The organism is Acinetobacter sp. TTH0-4, from assembly GCF_015602665.1.
Lineage (GTDB): Bacteria > Pseudomonadota > Gammaproteobacteria > Pseudomonadales > Moraxellaceae > Acinetobacter > Acinetobacter albensis.
The window spans coordinates 897,142-912,683 of sequence record NZ_CP059079.1 but is presented as its reverse complement, the minus strand read 5'-3'; the positions used below and the strand labels follow the sequence as shown (position 1 = coordinate 912,683).

The 15,542-nt window shown below is 38.5% G+C and carries 16 protein-coding genes and 1 pseudogene; 7 read left to right on the top strand and 10 right to left on the bottom strand.

From position 1 onward, the window contains the following. Positions 1-20: 20 nt before the first annotated feature. The gene (locus H0S58_RS04205) at positions 21-626 is read right to left on the bottom strand and encodes a LysE family translocator (protein ID WP_195727241.1); all 606 of its coding nucleotides are present in this window, start codon (positions 624-626) and stop codon (positions 21-23) included. A gap of 113 nt (positions 627-739) precedes the next feature. On the opposite strand from H0S58_RS04205, the gene H0S58_RS04200 reads away from it, so the two are divergent. Continuing rightward, positions 740-1,234: an Lrp/AsnC family transcriptional regulator gene (locus H0S58_RS04200; RefSeq protein WP_195727240.1), complete on the top strand. Its 495-nt coding sequence runs from the start codon at positions 740-742 to the stop codon at positions 1,232-1,234. 69 nt (positions 1,235-1,303) lie between these two features. On the opposite strand, the gene H0S58_RS04195 is transcribed toward H0S58_RS04200, so the two are convergent. The 7 genes from H0S58_RS04195 to H0S58_RS04165 all read right to left on the bottom strand — a co-directional run bounded on the left by H0S58_RS04195 (position 1,304) and on the right by H0S58_RS04165 (position 7,596). Next, a complete protein-coding gene (locus H0S58_RS04195; protein WP_409140022.1) occupies positions 1,304-1,672 on the bottom strand; it encodes a hypothetical protein in 369 nt (122 codons plus the stop codon). Positions 1,673-2,019: 347 nt separating this feature from the next. Beyond that, positions 2,020-2,937, bottom strand: coding sequence for a site-specific tyrosine recombinase/integron integrase (xerA, locus tag H0S58_RS04190; RefSeq protein ID WP_195727239.1), 918 nt, complete (start codon positions 2,935-2,937; stop codon positions 2,020-2,022). A 1-nt stretch (position 2,938) separates the two neighbouring features. Beyond that, on the bottom strand, positions 2,939-3,574 hold the full coding sequence (locus H0S58_RS04185) for an alpha/beta fold hydrolase (protein ID WP_195727238.1): 636 nt from the start codon (positions 3,572-3,574) through the stop codon (positions 2,939-2,941). Between the two features lie 93 nt (positions 3,575-3,667). After that, entirely contained in the window at positions 3,668-4,513 is an 846-nt protein-coding gene (gene dapF, locus H0S58_RS04180; RefSeq protein WP_195727237.1) for a diaminopimelate epimerase, read from the bottom strand. Positions 4,514-4,526: 13 nt separating this feature from the next. Further along, positions 4,527-5,771 (bottom strand): diaminopimelate decarboxylase, encoded by a 1,245-nt coding sequence (gene lysA / locus H0S58_RS04175; protein ID WP_195727236.1) that lies wholly within the window; start codon positions 5,769-5,771, stop codon positions 4,527-4,529. 56 nt (positions 5,772-5,827) lie between these two features. Then, positions 5,828-6,061 carry an LPS translocon maturation chaperone LptM gene (gene lptM / locus H0S58_RS04170; protein ID WP_195727235.1) on the bottom strand — a complete coding sequence of 78 codons (234 nt, stop codon included), beginning with the start codon at positions 6,059-6,061 and terminating at the stop codon, positions 5,828-5,830. A 131-nt stretch (positions 6,062-6,192) separates the two neighbouring features. Continuing rightward, on the bottom strand, positions 6,193-7,596 hold the full coding sequence (locus H0S58_RS04165) for an amino acid permease (protein WP_195727234.1): 1,404 nt from the start codon (positions 7,594-7,596) through the stop codon (positions 6,193-6,195). 283 nt (positions 7,597-7,879) lie between these two features. Between H0S58_RS04165 and radA the strand changes: the two genes are divergently transcribed. From radA to H0S58_RS04135, 6 genes and pseudogenes are all read left to right on the top strand, one after another. Further along, complete coding sequence (gene radA / locus H0S58_RS04160) at positions 7,880-9,271, top strand: DNA repair protein RadA (protein WP_053578366.1); 1,392 nt, start codon at positions 7,880-7,882, stop codon at positions 9,269-9,271. 114 nt (positions 9,272-9,385) lie between these two features. Then, positions 9,386-10,360: a Tim44 domain-containing protein gene (locus H0S58_RS04155; protein WP_195727233.1), complete on the top strand. Its 975-nt coding sequence runs from the start codon at positions 9,386-9,388 to the stop codon at positions 10,358-10,360. Positions 10,361-10,788: 428 nt separating this feature from the next. After that, the gene (locus tag H0S58_RS04150; protein WP_171256880.1) at positions 10,789-11,142 is read left to right on the top strand and encodes a hypothetical protein; all 354 of its coding nucleotides are present in this window, start codon (positions 10,789-10,791) and stop codon (positions 11,140-11,142) included. 1 nt (position 11,143) lies between these two features. Continuing rightward, positions 11,144-12,841, top strand: a pseudogene (locus H0S58_RS04145) (PepSY-associated TM helix domain-containing protein). Then, positions 12,838-13,176 carry a DUF3325 domain-containing protein gene (locus H0S58_RS04140; protein ID WP_195727232.1) on the top strand — a complete coding sequence of 113 codons (339 nt, stop codon included), beginning with the start codon at positions 12,838-12,840 and terminating at the stop codon, positions 13,174-13,176. Before H0S58_RS04145 ends, H0S58_RS04140 begins: the two are co-directional and overlap by 4 nt. Before the next feature lie 91 nt (positions 13,177-13,267). Continuing rightward, the gene (locus H0S58_RS04135) at positions 13,268-13,783 is read left to right on the top strand and encodes a tetratricopeptide repeat protein (protein WP_195727231.1); all 516 of its coding nucleotides are present in this window, start codon (positions 13,268-13,270) and stop codon (positions 13,781-13,783) included. Between the two features lie 38 nt (positions 13,784-13,821). On the opposite strand, the gene H0S58_RS04130 is transcribed toward H0S58_RS04135, so the two are convergent. Further along, positions 13,822-14,757, bottom strand: coding sequence for a DUF4424 family protein (locus H0S58_RS04130; protein ID WP_195727230.1), 936 nt, complete (start codon positions 14,755-14,757; stop codon positions 13,822-13,824). Positions 14,758-14,860: 103 nt separating this feature from the next. Then, the gene (locus tag H0S58_RS04125; RefSeq protein WP_195727229.1) at positions 14,861-15,400 is read right to left on the bottom strand and encodes a cysteine peptidase family C39 domain-containing protein; all 540 of its coding nucleotides are present in this window, start codon (positions 15,398-15,400) and stop codon (positions 14,861-14,863) included. Between the last annotated feature and the right edge of the window lie 142 nt (positions 15,401-15,542).

Here is a 15,542-nt window from a genome sequence, read left to right as displayed (position 1 = left end):
ACATGCTCTCTATTTATTGATTAATTCATGCCTAACCAAGCGGCCGCCAATATTAATAATCCGCCTGAACCGCCATCTATCCATTTTTGTTTACGTTGATTCATTTCAGTTTTTTGGGTAATTTTGGCCAAAATTAAACTTAAGCTGCAATACACCACAAAAATTAAACCAATAAAGATGAATGAGAGAATTAGACCTTGAGTTACGGTATCACCTGTCTTGTCTATAAATTGCGGTAAAATTGCAAAATAAATCAATATTCCTTTCGGATTCAATAACGCTGTAAAAAAACCTTTTTGAATCGGTTGTGCAGTATTTGCTTTTATAAGAGTCATTTTCTTCTGATTGAAAACTGATTTGATTAATCCAAACGCCAAAAATAAAAGATAACCAATCCCTAACCAACGGATTGTTTCAAACAATACTGGAAATGAAACGATAATCGCAGCAATACCGAGTGCCACAAATACAGAATGGACTAAATACCCCAGACAAATGCCCACTGTCGCTTTCATGCCAGCTTTTGCATCTTGACTTACCACCTGTGACAAAATAAAAAGCATGTCTGGTCCAGGTGTAAAAATCAGCGGAATAACTGTTAAAGCAAAGAGCACAAATACTGACATTTTCTTTCCCCTTTCTCGCGTTTGAAAGTGAAAATTAGTATTCAATAATCAGTACAAAATAGGATGCTAAATATTCTATAATTAAAGTTATTTTTCGCATTAAATTCTAATTTATGAAATTATCTTCTCATTCTATTTCAATAAAATTGGATCGTACCGATAAAAATATTATTCGGGCTTTACAACAAAATGGTCGTATGCAAAATAATGATCTTGCCCGCGAAATAGGACTTTCACCCTCTTCATGTTTACGTCGGGTCAAATTATTAGAAGAATCAGGTGTCATTCAAAATTACACCACGGTGATAGACCCACAGAAAATTGGCTTACCGCTTATTTTGTTTTCACGTATTTGGCTGGTTGGCCAAGATGCTGAAACGATAGATGGCTTTATTGAAGCCATGAAAGAGCTGCCTCATGTGATGGAGTGCTACATTATTTTGGGCGAATGCGATGCAATGCTTAAAGTCGTGGTTCCTGACTTAGAAAGTTATCGTAAGTTTCAATCTACTCATTTAACCAAGAAAAATGGCATTACCAGTGTCAAAACGGATTTGCCAAGCCAGATTATTAAACAAAGTTTTCAACTGCCATTAGATAATCTTTAACGCTTCACAAATTAAACCTGAATTTTGGTATGCCTTTAATGGTCAAAATCAGTGACTCAACATTTTAAGCTAAACGTATAATTGATTTAAAAAGTCACGGTGGATATGACTCAGATCAATCAATTCATAGGCTTGAAGATTAAATATTTCCCAAATTTTTAAGATATCTTCTTTTAAATCAATATGCATAGCTTTCACTTGACGTTCCTGCCATTGCAGGTCAGAAATCCAGATATACACTTGTTGGGTATCTAAATTAATCGCCTGAACTTTACCTTCTGCATTGACGCCTTGTACCTGAGTATTTTCAGGTAATGACGGCTCTATATTGGGTAAACTAATTTCTACAAAATGCTTAACCTGACGTAAGCCATAACCGGCAAAAATATCTTTTTGAGCCGCAGTGAGTTGTGCATATTTCTGTTCAATATTGGTCATTTTTTCTATCCTCTTGCTGTGCATTTTTCATTTTTTCTGCAGACTATCTTATTTTTATTCCACAAAAATGAAATACGACCTTTTATTCGGCATTAATTTATAGAATAAATTAAGTTGTCCGTCTATGGATGAATAGGCTTACAAAGAATAAGCAAGTCTTATTCCAGATTGATGAATTTTAAATTTCTATTTTCAAATTTCTCTATTAATCCGCAATGACTTTCTCGCAATTCTATGATTTTCCCCACATTCACCCTGTAAAAAATTCTATTAAAAAGTTTTAAAATTGAATTTTGCAGTAAACCAGTAATCTCTTTATTTATTACAAACATTCACTCTTAATCAAGTCAGGACTTGTGTGCTCGCGGATGTGCCTGATCATAGACTTTAGCCAAATGATCAAAATCAACATGCGTATAAATTTGCGTGGTGGTTAAATTTGTATGCCCCAACATTTCCTGTACAGCTCTTAAATCACCACTGTTTGACAACATATGACTCGCAAAACAATGCCTTAATAAATGTGGATGTAAGTCAATATTAACCCCAGCACGTTGTGCCTGAAATTTGACGCGATTTTCAATTTGGCGTGCGCCCAATGGATTACCTTTTTGGGTGATGAATACATTGGCTTCTGGTACAAAATCACCATTCCATAACGGATATATTTTTAACCACTGCATAACTGCGTCTTTGGCTTTTGATCCAAAAGGAACCACTCGGGTTTTATTTCCTTTACCTGTAATGCGCAATAATTGTCGATTAAAATCAATATCTCGAATGCATAAACCTTGTATTTCTGCCAAACGTAAACCACTCGAGTAGAGCAACTCTAAAATTGCCTTATCGCGCAACCACATTTGTTGTTGAACTTCACTTTCAGGTTTAGCTTGATCTAAAATTTGATTAATCGTTTCAATATCAACCATACCGGGTAAGGGTCTAGGAAAGCGTTTGAGCTGAAAGTCATCGGCAGGATTAAAAGCCAAATATTGTCCTTGTTCGGCCCATTTCATAAACTGACGAATAGAGGATAAAAGCCGTTGTAAACTGCTAGAACTGAGTTGATGGCGTTCAACTTTTTGTGCTAAAAATTCACGTAAATCGGTGGATTCAATATTATTTAAACTGAGTTTTTTAATTTCACAAAAGTTCAAAAAATCGGAAACATCACGCTGATACGCTTGCAAAGTATGTTTCGACTGATTTTGAATTTCTCTTTCTTTCAACCACATAGAGAGTAATTGTATTGATGTATAATTCATTTTAAATTTCCATCCCTATGTGTGGATTATTCAATAAATAATCCTGTATCAAAAGCGCCACCTCATCGGCGTGAGCTTCTGCCAGCATGTGATCACCGCCTTGAATAATGTTCAAATGTGCATCTTTAAACTGATTTTGTAAATGTTTACCTACTGCCACTGGACTAATAGGATCACAATCTCCCCAAATGAGTAAAATATTCAGCTGAATTTCAGATAATAAGGTTTCATAGTTCACATTTGTCCGCATAAACCAATCAGGATAATCTTCATACTGCTGCTGATAATCTTGACGCCAATCTCGTGCATGAAAGGGTTCTAGATTAATTCCACCTGATGTTGCAATCAGTACTAATCCTTTAATTAGATCGGGTTTTTGTAATGTTGCAGCGACTGCAAAAATCCCTCCCATGGACTGGGCAATCAATATTGAAGGTTCTTCGATTTGATTTAAAACATACTCTGTGAGGGTTTCAAAACTTTGAATTTCTGGTTGTATAGGAGTATCACCAAATCCTGGATAAGCAATGATTTTATGGGAATAAGATGTCTTTAAACACCGAATCAGTGGATACCAAAATGACCTGTTACCGGATGCTCCTGGCAGGAACAGCAATTGTGGGGATTTTTGTGTCATTTTTCATATCTCTATTTTGATGTGTTTCAGACCAACCACCTCATTCTGAAAACACATATAAAAAAACCCTGATGATTCAGGGTTTTTAAAATATTATGCTTGATAAAAACTGAGATCGATTCGACCTTCATAGACATTTGTAGTTGGGCCGGTCATCCAGACCACTTCACCCTCACGCCACTCAATTTGAAGCTTACCGCCTGCCAATTCAATTTCCACTGCATTGGCCAGTAAACCACGGCGCATACCAGAAATTGCCGCTGCACATGCACCAGTACCACACGCTAAGGTTTCGCCCACTCCCCGTTCAAACACTCGTAAACGTGCATGTGTTTCATCCATAATTTGCATAAAACCTGCATTAACGCGTTGTGGAAAACGCTCATGCGACTCAATCTGAGGCCCCATTCCTGCCACATCAGCCTTCAACACATCAGGAACTATCGTTACTGCATGCGGATTACCCATATTGACGACATCAATGGTTAAACTTTCATCATTGGTTAAAAGCAAGCTATATAAGTTTTCAGCTTCATCTGCAAGGAATGGAATTTGCTTAGGCAAAAATTTGGGATAACCCATATTTACGCGTACCCACCCATTTTGTCCAAGTTCTGGTTCAACTATTCCTGCTTTGGTTTGTACTTTAATTTTAGTTTTTGTTGTTAATTTACGTTCATGTACAAAACGAGCAAAACAACGCACGCCATTACCGCACTGTTCAACTTCAGAACCATCAGCATTAAAAATACGATATTTAAAATCAACATTAGGTAAATCAGGTGGTTCAACCACAAGGAGTTGGTCAAAACCAATTCCAAAATGACGATCTGCTAAACGCTGAATTGTTATACTATCCAAATATGCGCGCTGGCTAATCAGATCCACCACCATAAAGTCATTGCCTAGGCCATGCATTTTGGTAAATTCTAAAAACATCTCGAATTACTCCTTAAGGCAATAAGCGCTCTTTATCCCATAATGATTCTACGGTTTCACGTTCACGAATTAAATGCGCTTGATCAGCATCGACCATCACTTCAGCCGCACGACCGCGACTATTGTAATTTGAACTCATTACAAAACCATAGGCGCCTGCACCCATCACCGCAAGAACATCATTTTCTTGAATCGCGAGCTGACGTTCTTTGCCTAGAAAATCACCCGTTTCACAAATCGCCCCGACGACATCCCACTCTTTTTCTTCAACATCAGTGCGGGGTGTAACAGCTTGAATGTCCATCCATGCTTCGTACAAAGCTGGACGAATCAAGTCATTCATAGCTGCATCAATAATCGCAAAGTTACGATGATTGGTGGGCTTAAGTATATCCACTTGTGTGAGTAATACGCCCGCATTGGCAGAAATACTCCGTCCTGGCTCCATATAGACTTTTAAGCCCAATTTTTCTAAAGCAGGTTTCAATGCATTGGCATATTCAGCAACAGTCGGTGGAATCTCATCTTTATAAGTCACCCCTAAACCACCACCAATATCGATGTGTTTTAAGTGAATACCCAACTCTTTGAGTTGATCAATCATGATGATCACGCGATCAAGGGCATCGACAAAAGGTTGAGTTTCAGTGAGTTGTGAACCAATATGACAATCAATACCCACCACATCTAAATTTGCTAATGATGCTGCATATTGATAAGTTTCAAACACAGTATCGGATGGAATACCAAATTTATTTTCTTTTAATCCCGTTGAAATATATGGATGTGTTTTCGCATCAACATCTGGGTTGACCCGTAATGAAACTGGGGCTTTTTTACCCAGTTCAGCCGCAACTTTTTGAATGCGATCTAGCTCTGCATACGATTCAACATTAAAACAAGCAATGCCCACTTCCAACGCTTTTTTAATATCTGCTTCTGATTTACCCAAACCCGAAAACACAATTTTAGAAGCTGTTCCACCCGCTTTGAGTACACGAGCCAATTCACCGCCTGTCACAATATCAAAACCTGCGCCTAGCTTCGCCAATACATTCAATACCGCAATATTCGAGTTCGACTTTACCGCAAAGCAAATTTGATGATCGATAAAGTCAAATGCACGATCCATATCAAGATAATGCTTTTCAAAAGTTGCTTTTGAATAAACATAAAGTGGCGTGCCAAATTGCTGCGCAAGTTGTTGCAAAGAACATTGCTCTGCGTGCAAAACCCCATCAATGCGGGTAAAACTCATGAATCTATCCTTTCTATGAAAGTGTTAAGCGGTTAAAAAGTTCGAGAATTTGAAGACTAATTCGATTCAGTATCCGGTACGGTAACTTCTTTCTGTTCGGAAACTTTCTCTTGCTCTGATGCTAATTTCTGCTCAGATTGCTGTTTTGAATCAACATTGGGATATAACAAATATTGAGCACGTTTGTCATAATTTGGGTCATTCGGTAAATGTAAAGTTCCAGATTGACCACAACCAACAAGACTAAAACCTGTTAGCAATAAACTGATGTAGCAAATGACAAGACGCATCTGACCACCTATCCTATATTTTCAAAGAAGTATAACTCGATCACAGCCGTGACCAAAGGATTAAACGCTAGAGATTATCGTGAGTGAAAAAAAAACGCCAGTTTTGAACTGACGTTTTCACACCAAAAGCTTTATTTATTTTTTGGTTTGTAGAAACCAAAGTAACCAATGATTAAAATAACAAACCAGATTGGACTTACCATGAGCGCTTTCATGGTATCTGCTTCAAGTGACAACACATAAATCATCCCAATAAAAAAGATGATGACGACCCAGCAAGTAAACAAACCACCTGGTAGTTTAAAGGTTGATTTTGCATGTAATTCTGGACGAGTTTTATAGTAAACAATATAGCTCCAGATAATCATCAACCACACACAAATGAACAAAATAGTCGATAATGTTGTCGCTAGAGTGAAAGCTTCAATCGTATTCGGTACGAAGTACTGAAGTGCGGCGCCCAACAACAAACACACTGCTGAAAAATACAAAGCATTCGCAGGAACAGCACGTTTATTTAAATGTCCAAACGCTTTTGGCCCTTGCTGTTCACGTGACAAACCAAACAACATACGACTGGTCGAAAATACACCACTGTTCATAGAAGACATGACAGAAGACAATACCACCAAGTTCATAATAATGGCTGCTGCCGCAATTCCGGCTTGACTAAATAAGTTCACAAATGGACTAATTGATGGATCAATTTGATTCCATGGCGTCACCGACATTACAATCACTAAAGCCAACACATAAAAAATGATAATTCGGATTGGAATTGAGTTGACTGCTTTAGGTAAGTTCTTTTCAGGATCTTTGGTTTCAGCTGCGGTTGTACCGACCAGCTCCACCCCAACGAAGGCAAAAATAGCAATCTGGAAACCTGCTAAGAAGCCTGTCGCACCTGTTGGGAATACACCACCATGCGCCCACAAATGCGTGAATGATGCCACCTCACCTGCTGTAGAGGTGAATCCAGTAAAAATCATCCACAAACCTACGCCAATGAGGACCACAATCGCAATAATCTTGATTAAAGCAAACCAAAATTCGAGCTCGCCAAACAATCTGACGGTCACCAAGTTCAGTCCCATAATAAAGAAAATGGCCGCGACGCTAAGCATCACCCCTTCGGTCGGGCTAAAGGGCAGTCCTCCATTAAAGAATTGTAGATAATAAATAATGGCGGATAAATCAGCAATACCAATGGTAATCCAGCATAACCAATAGGTCCAACCCACAAAGTAGCCTGCCCAAGGCCCAATCAAATCAGTACTAAAATCAATAAAAGATTTATACTCTAGGTTAGATAATAATAATTCACCAAGCGCACGCATGACGAAAAAAACCATAAAACCAATAATCATATAAATAATGAGAATTGAAGGCCCTGCTAGACTGATGGTTTTACCCGAGCCCATAAACAGACCTGTACCAATTGCCCCGCCAATCGCAATAAGTTGCAAATGTCGATTCGATAAACTTCGCTGAAGCTCACCGTTCCCAGCAGATGAAGGATAGTGTTCATTTGACATTTTTATTTTCGTCTCTCAAATTTTGTAGGGTAAAAGTAGCTCAATTTTAAATAGAGGAATAAAGATTTTTGAGCATTTGCCTCATTTTATATCAATCAAATGCGATATCTGCTGTTTTTTCACCCAGTTCCACTCCATGTTATTTTCCTGTTTTTCATTTCCTTTGATAAAGCAGTTTCTATGCCAATATAAAGTTTGACCCAATAAACGGCAAAAAATTGTATTTCCATACAGCTATTGCTACATTCTTCATCAATCTTCTTAATATATAGATACTCTTTCCATGAGCAAAGTTAAAACTGTTTACCGTTGCGAACAATGTGGTACGGATCATCCTAAATGGGCAGGTCAATGTATAGATTGTGGAGAATGGAATAGTTTAACTGAAGTCCGTATTGAACCAACCGTGACCCATCGCGCTCAACCGAAAATAGGCGGTGGATATGCAGGTCAAGCGGCAAAAATTACCACTTTAAATAAAGTTTCTGTTTCACATGAAACGCGTTTAATGACCGGTATTGGAGAATTCGACCGCGTCTTAGGGGGCGGGCTGGTCACAGGGTCTGTTGTTCTTATTGGGGGTGACCCTGGCATTGGTAAATCCACAATCCTTCTACAAACCGCAACGCACATGGCATCAGCACAAAGTGCCGCACTTTATGTCACAGGCGAAGAATCACTTTCTCAAGTGGCTTTACGCGCGCACCGTCTTGATCTACCGACTGATCATCTTAAAGTTATGGCCGAAACCTGTGTGGAACGTATTTGTGAAGTTTTAGCACAAGAGCGTCCTGCAGTAGCGATTCTAGATTCAATTCAAACGCTATATACCGAAACATTACAATCTGCACCAGGTGGTGTTTCTCAAATTCGAGAATCTGCCGCACTCCTGACTCGTTTTGCTAAAAATAGTGGTACAGCACTTTTCCTTGTGGGGCATGTAACCAAAGAAGGTGCTTTAGCCGGTCCGCGGGTTTTAGAACACATGGTCGATTGTGTTCTATATTTTGAGGGTCAATCCGACTCACGTTACCGTATGATTCGTGCGGTCAAAAACCGTTTTGGTGCGGTCAATGAGCTTGGTGTATTTGGTATGACCGATAAAGGTTTACGTGAAGTCTCCAATCCATCCGCTATTTTCTTAAGCCGTTATGATGAAGCTATTCCTGGTTCCATTGTCATGATTAGCCGTGAAGGTACGCGTCCTTTATTGGTCGAGGTTCAAGCCTTGGTGGATGATGCACATGGACAACCACGCCGCGTAGCACTGGGTTTAGAACAAAATCGTTTGAACATGTTACTTGCTGTGATGCATCGTCATGGTGGAGTACAGACTTCAGGACAAGATGTGTATGTCAATGTGGTCGGTGGTTTAAAAATCACTGAAACAGGGTCAGACCTTGCAGTTTTACTGGCTTGTGCCTCTAGCTTACGTGGCAAAGCATTGCCTCAACAATTGGCTGTATTTGGAGAAGTGGGTTTATCAGGAGAAATTCGTCCTGTACCTAATGGTCAGGAGCGTTTAAAAGAAGCCATTAAACATGGATTTAAATATATTATTTTACCAAGAGGCAATGCCCCACAAAAACCGATTCCCAATGTTCAGATTATTTCTGTGGCACGGCTGCATGAAGCACTCAGCGAAGCCATGAATTTAAGTGAAGAATTGTCTTAAGCTTAAGCATATAAACAGTGATATAAAAAAAACATCAATTTGATATTGAAATTCGATGTAAATGACTGCATAAATGTAAGGCTATTATTTAATTTTTTATTTAGGATAAAATCAATGGAAGTTCGACAGCGTAGTTTGATGACGGGTATTTTAATGGCTGCTTTAATGGTTGCGCCATTAGCAGAAGCAAAACGTGCAGGTGGTGGTAAAAGCCATGGCATGAGCCGTTCTGCCGCACCAAGCCAATCTTACCAACAACCGCGTCAAGCTGCTCCTGCTCAACAACCGACTACAGCACCTGCACAACAAAGATCAGGTCCGGGTGTAGGTGGTATGGTTGCTGCTGGTGTTGCTGGTGCTGCGATTGGTGCAGTTGCAGCAAATGCGATGGCAGATGATAATTCTGCTGCAAGCGGTGCTGATGCTACAACCCAACAGCAAGAAGAAAAAGGTGGACTTCCAAGTTGGATTTGGATTCTTTTAGCTGCTGCAGTTGCTTTCTTCTTATTCCGTAAATTCGGAGCAAAAAAAAAACTAACCGCTAACAACCCGTATGCACCGAACAATGCTGGAAATACAGCACCGTTCGGTCAGCAAAACGCAGCACCACGTACTTCAAATGACAATAGCAATATTTTTGGTCAATCAGTAGGTGGTTCTGCCGCTGCTTCAACCCAAGCCCCTTTTGGTGCAGCTTCAACCAGCAATGGTAATCAATTACCTGATGGTACTGAACCTGCCGCATTCTTGCGTGTTGCTCGTCAGCGTTTTAATCATATTCAATCGATGAATACGGCAAGCAACATCACTGAGATTCAACGTTATTTAACACCTAATCTTTATCAGTCAATGCATAACGACATTATGACTAACCAAGATCAAGATGTAGCTGAATTTTCTAACCTGAATGCAATGGTGACAGATTCTGCCACTGAAAATGGTCAATACGTAGTCAGTGTACGTTTCACTGGTACTGTAAGCGAAGATTTAAACAGCTTACCGCAACCTTTTGCAGAAGTTTGGCACTTCACCAAACCTGCAGGTTCTAACCAAGATTGGTTGGTTGCAGGTATCCAACAAGAATCTTAAAATCATTTAAAGTTAAAAAGCAGCGACTTTGTTCGCTGCTTTTTTATTACTTCATTGTTCCTCATCATCTTTGCTTTTATTTATGCACTTCTAAAAATTAAATACCCAAACATTCCTTATTGTTCTATTTAAATGTATTTCTAATTCAATCCATCTCATGTTTATTAATTTGTTAATAAGCTACTTAGCTAGATGATTTAATTTTTTAAATAGCATAATAGCTGCTATTAAAACTTATTAACTCCATAAAAATGCTTTGTTCAACAACTCTTATCCTCAAATGAAATAAATTAAAAACATGTTTGTCTTTTAAAAAGATTCTTTTTAACTAAATATTTAAATTATATCGTTTTTAGCATATTAAATATAAACAATAATTGTTATCATTTACATTATTAAATGTACACCCCACCACTCTTCACTCCAGCATGATGAAAAGTTCTCAAATGAATACGATGACCACTCCTGTTGCGACTTCTTCGCACACTTCAAAAGTCAAAACTAAACCCGCCTTATTGGCTTATCGTTGTATGATTTTCTATCGCTTCGTTTTAGCTTTATTGGGTGGTTATGTGCTTTCTGCATTACTGGCCATCTTAATTGCACAATATTTTATGGCGTACGGTACAAGTGCAGCCATGTCTGCAACCCTCTTGGCATTTACCCTACATACAGCAGTATTCATTTGGGTATTTATGGTCAATAAAACATTTCACGCAAGTTTGGGCATTATTGTGCCCAGCATTTTATTGTTTGTCCTATATAAGTTTATAGGGAACTGACATGCGAGCAGATGCAAAAGTAGAAGGCCCACGCCAATCTATGTCTTGGTTACATACTTGGGCCAGTCTTATTTTAGGCTGGTTACTGTATGCTATTTTTCTGACTGGAACTTTAAGTTTTTTTCAAAATGAAATTACCATTTGGATGAAACCAGAGTTACATCAGTCTGCTCCTCCCGCCTCACAAATTCAGCAAACCCAAATCGCTTTGAATTATTTACAAACTCATCATGCAAGTGCAGGCAGCTGGAATATTCAACTCCCCAATTCACGGCAAAATACGACCTTATTAAATATCCGTAAAATTGGTGAAGATCCGCGCGCACGTCGTGGTGGAGAACGCATTACTATTGATAGTGCAACGGGACAAGTATTAGAAACACGTGAAACTCGCGGTGGCAGTTTTCTTTATCGTTTCCATTTTGAACTTTATGGCTTGCCACGTATCTGGGCGCGATGGCTTGTTGGAATTGCCACACTCTTGATGATGGTCGCTATTGTCAGTGGAATTATCACACATAAAAAAATATTTAAAGATTTCTTTACTTTTCGTTCAGGTAAAGGACAACGTTCTTGGTTAGATGCACATAATGCCACCGCAGTATTTGCCTTACCCTTTCATATTATGATTACTTTCAGTGGTTTACTTTTGCTGCTTTTTACCCTGATGCCTTGGGGCGTGAATCAGATTTATGATAATCGCGGTCAATTTTTACAAGAACAACGCAATGCAATGCTCCGAGAAAAAAGTATATCCACAGAACAAATGCGGCCCGAACGTCAATCTGGTGAACAAAAGCGGCAAGACCGAGGAGAAGGTCGTCGTCAAAAAACCGAATCGAAGCCTGCTGTTTTAACTGATCTGACCCCAATTTTGACTGAGGTTCAAACTCAATGGAAAAACAATCCTATTGCCAGCATCAACATTGTTGCGCCCAATACTGATCAGGCCAAAATTGAAATTCGAGCTTTACATGCAGCCAGTGTAGCGCATCGTAATATTTATGACACAGTGGAATATGATGGTATTACAGGTCAAAATTTAACGGCTGAAAATCCTCAAATTCGCAACCCTTCTATTCCAAATGGTATTTACAACGTGGTGACTGTATTACATGAAGCACGCGGTGTCGATTTAGCATTACGATGGTTACTGTTTTTATCTGGGATTTTAGGAACCATGATGGTGGCGACTGGTCTAATTTTATGGTGTGTAAAACGTGCACCACAACAGCAGAAACAGGGTTATAAATCTTTCGGCTACCGTGTCGTTGAAGTTACCAATATTGCAGCGATTATTGGTTTACCGATTGCTTGCGCCGCCTATTTCTATGCTAACCGTTTTATTCCTACCGATATCGAAATGCGATTAAATTGGGAAATTCGTATTTTCTTTAGCATCTGGTTGATGACATTTTTCTACGCCATGATTCGTAGTCATCGTCAAGCTTGGTTAGAACTCCTGATGGTTGCCAGCATTGCTTTTGTACTTCTTCCGATTGTAAATTTTATGACTGGTGGTCAAGCGTTGTGAAATAGTATTCTTCATGATCAATGGATGATTGCTAGCTTTGATCTTGCGATGTGGATACTTGCCGCCTTATTTGCTTATGCATTCTATAAAGTGAAAAAGCATCAGGGTTTGCCAGTTAAAAAAGGCAAATTGCCAAAAACTACACCACAGGAGAATGAATCATGATGTTTTTTTTCTTCATTTGGTCCATCAGTAGTCTTGGTTTTTTTGCCCTTGCAAGTTCAATGACCAAACATCAAAAACAGATATTTGGTCATGAATTAAATAGCCAAAAAACCAGATATGCCACAATAATCGGTTGGGCTTTATTGATCATTGCCTTAATGGTGTCTGTAGTTTCAGGTTCAGTCAGTAATATGATCAGTTATTGGCTAGGTGCTTTAACCTTTGCGGCTTTATTCACGGGACTATGTTTAAGTTATTTAGAAACGAAAATTAAGCGCATAGCTATGATTATAGCCATCTTAGGTACACTTTCTGGGTTAATTGATATTTTATAAATATACCCAATGTTCACAAAAGCCAATCTTCGGATTGGTTTTTTGATAACAAGCGATTAGGCTATGCATATTCTGTACTTTTGGATTTATTATGTCTGATCTTCCTATTTCCCCTGAACTATTCAACCGTGCCACAGCAGGCAACAGTGAAGCACAATTTGAACTTGCTGAAATTTATATGCAAAGTGAAAATGAAGAGCATGTCGAACTTGCCGAAGAATGGGCGCTTAAAGCTGCACAATTAGGTCATGTGGAAGCCATGTACTGGCTTGGTGAAGGTTATGCTTTTTATGCCAAGGACTTACTCGAAGAAGAGCCGAACGAGGCTAAAACTTATTTTGAACATGCCTACCGCTGGCTTAAACAAGCCAGTGAAAGTAATCACGCCTCAGCAATTTTAGAGTTGGCAGCGTTGTACCGAAAAGGTCATGGCGTAGAGAAAGATGTTGCTTTGTCTATCGAGCTGGTCAAACAATCAGCTGAATTGGGCGAAGCTCAAGCTATGCGTGACTTGGCTTGCATTTATGAACATGGCCTAGGAATTGATATGGATGCTGCTAAAGCTGATTATTGGAATGATAAAGCCCATATAGCGGAAGAAAAATAAAAAATTTAAAAGCCCATCTTTTGATGGGCTTTTTTCAACTAAAGCTTTCGAACAAAAATAATATCTAAATCCTGTTTGGGTATAAAATTCTTTTCTGTCATTTGAAACTGAGTTGCATTTATTTTCTTCACCTTGCCATTCCAGCAGAAGGAAACCAGTTCATTGGCATCACGCTCAACCGTAAGTCTAAAGTTTTGAATTGGTTTAGCCCAATTTGCTCCTGTGGTTAAAATATAGCCCAATGCTTGGTATGGCGCATGTTGAGATTTAGCTTTTTTCAAACCAGTTCTAAAATTTTGATCCATACAATAAGTTTTAGAATCTTCTGCAGGATATAAAGACACAGAACCACCGACTAAAGGTGCATATTGATGCTGAACTTGGGTGATTGCATTTGCTTTAAAGCTTTGTTGCCAACTGTAAATGACTTGCGCTGACCACATAATCGAATCATCATGATTCTTGGGTAAAATACGCTGTAAATTTGAATTTTTACAGTTTCTTAATTTATTCTCAAATTTTTCAGAATTATCGTTTGTTCGGTTCCATGGATTCAACATTTCTACTTCAGTAAAGCCACACTGGTTAAATTCTGCTGTGACATCTACAGGCTTTGAATATTCATCTTTCTGGAAAAATGCCCGAACATGCATTTCTGGTTGAATTGACTGTCCATTGACCTGAACGTTAAAACTTTTGAGTAGTTTTTCAGTGTCAGCGAAATCAGATTCGAAGGTATTATCAATTCTGGGTAAAGGAAAAAGTATCGTCTCAGTAATGTCTTTATTGGTTAAATTTTTAAATTGATAATCCACTTTAATCAGATTTTTGCGAATCAAGAGTTCTTCACTGTACATTTGAATATTTTTGTTTTTCAGGTATTTCACACCGCCTGTACCCACATAACCCGTACTATCATTGGCAGAAATACAAGTACTCAAGAACAAGATTAAACCTAAGTTGTATTTATTCATATCCTTCACTTCCATCATTTGACTTTAAGCATGTTTTATTCGATTCAAATTCTAATTTTTTATTCTCTTATCTAATGTAAGCAGTTCAACACTAAAAGAAACATCAATTCAATTTGATTGATTGCAGTTGTAAATGACGGCCATCAATTACAATTACCTGCTGACAAATGCCTTCTGCTTTTCGTTGCTGTTCAAAGATCATCTTGGGCATCGGATCAAAGCTATCAAAAAAACAGATTTCCTGATCGTCCATTGAATACACCAAAGACTGATTTCCAGCCCCTTCTAAAGTATCGTAATAGACTATGATCAACTTACCTTGTTCAAATATCTGTTGAATCTGCTGATAACTTAAAGCAGCTTGAATAGAGAGCTGCATTTTTTGTGCAGTCTCATAATAACTGACTTCTTTTGGATCGACGTGAGGATCGACCTCACTATAAAAAGACACCTCAAAACCATATTTTTTCAAAGCGACTGCAAGCGCAAGGGTAAATGTACCATCTTCATAATGATGACCACTTACTTTAACCAATTCATCAATATCCATTTCAACACCATACTGTTGAAAAATCATCCACAAGGCAAAAACACCACAGTTTGCTTCCAAATTCAACAATGCTTCAGGAATATTTAACGCCATTGTTCTGTTCCAAAATATAATTGTGCCGATAATAACCAAAACACGATTGGAACTGTAATCATTTCCAAGTACAATAGCGCACTCGTCGAGGGATGCTGCGACTTTCTTATAAGCTGATTTTTCAAAAAATAGTCATGTAAGA

Coding starts and splice junctions, on each gene's coding strand:
- H0S58_RS04205 (WP_195727241.1), bottom strand. CDS start 626: ATGTCAGTATTTGTGCTCTTTGCTTTAACAGTTATTCCGCTGATTTTT.
- H0S58_RS04200 (WP_195727240.1), top strand. CDS start 740: ATGAAATTATCTTCTCATTCTATTTCAATAAAATTGGATCGTACCGAT.
- H0S58_RS04195 (WP_409140022.1), bottom strand. CDS start 1,672: ATGACCAATATTGAACAGAAATATGCACAACTCACTGCGGCTCAAAAA.
- xerA (WP_195727239.1), bottom strand. CDS start 2,937: ATGAATTATACATCAATACAATTACTCTCTATGTGGTTGAAAGAAAGA.
- H0S58_RS04185 (WP_195727238.1), bottom strand. CDS start 3,574: ATGACACAAAAATCCCCACAATTGCTGTTCCTGCCAGGAGCATCCGGT.
- dapF (WP_195727237.1), bottom strand. CDS start 4,513: ATGTTTTTAGAATTTACCAAAATGCATGGCCTAGGCAATGACTTTATG.
- lysA (WP_195727236.1), bottom strand. CDS start 5,771: ATGAGTTTTACCCGCATTGATGGGGTTTTGCACGCAGAGCAATGTTCT.
- lptM (WP_195727235.1), bottom strand. CDS start 6,061: ATGCGTCTTGTCATTTGCTACATCAGTTTATTGCTAACAGGTTTTAGT.
- H0S58_RS04165 (WP_195727234.1), bottom strand. CDS start 7,596: ATGTCAAATGAACACTATCCTTCATCTGCTGGGAACGGTGAGCTTCAG.
- radA (WP_053578366.1), top strand. CDS start 7,880: ATGAGCAAAGTTAAAACTGTTTACCGTTGCGAACAATGTGGTACGGAT.
- H0S58_RS04155 (WP_195727233.1), top strand. CDS start 9,386: ATGGAAGTTCGACAGCGTAGTTTGATGACGGGTATTTTAATGGCTGCT.
- H0S58_RS04150 (WP_171256880.1), top strand. CDS start 10,789: ATGATGAAAAGTTCTCAAATGAATACGATGACCACTCCTGTTGCGACT.
- H0S58_RS04140 (WP_195727232.1), top strand. CDS start 12,838: ATGATGTTTTTTTTCTTCATTTGGTCCATCAGTAGTCTTGGTTTTTTT.
- H0S58_RS04135 (WP_195727231.1), top strand. CDS start 13,268: ATGTCTGATCTTCCTATTTCCCCTGAACTATTCAACCGTGCCACAGCA.
- H0S58_RS04130 (WP_195727230.1), bottom strand. CDS start 14,757: ATGAATAAATACAACTTAGGTTTAATCTTGTTCTTGAGTACTTGTATT.
- H0S58_RS04125 (WP_195727229.1), bottom strand. CDS start 15,400: ATGGCGTTAAATATTCCTGAAGCATTGTTGAATTTGGAAGCAAACTGT.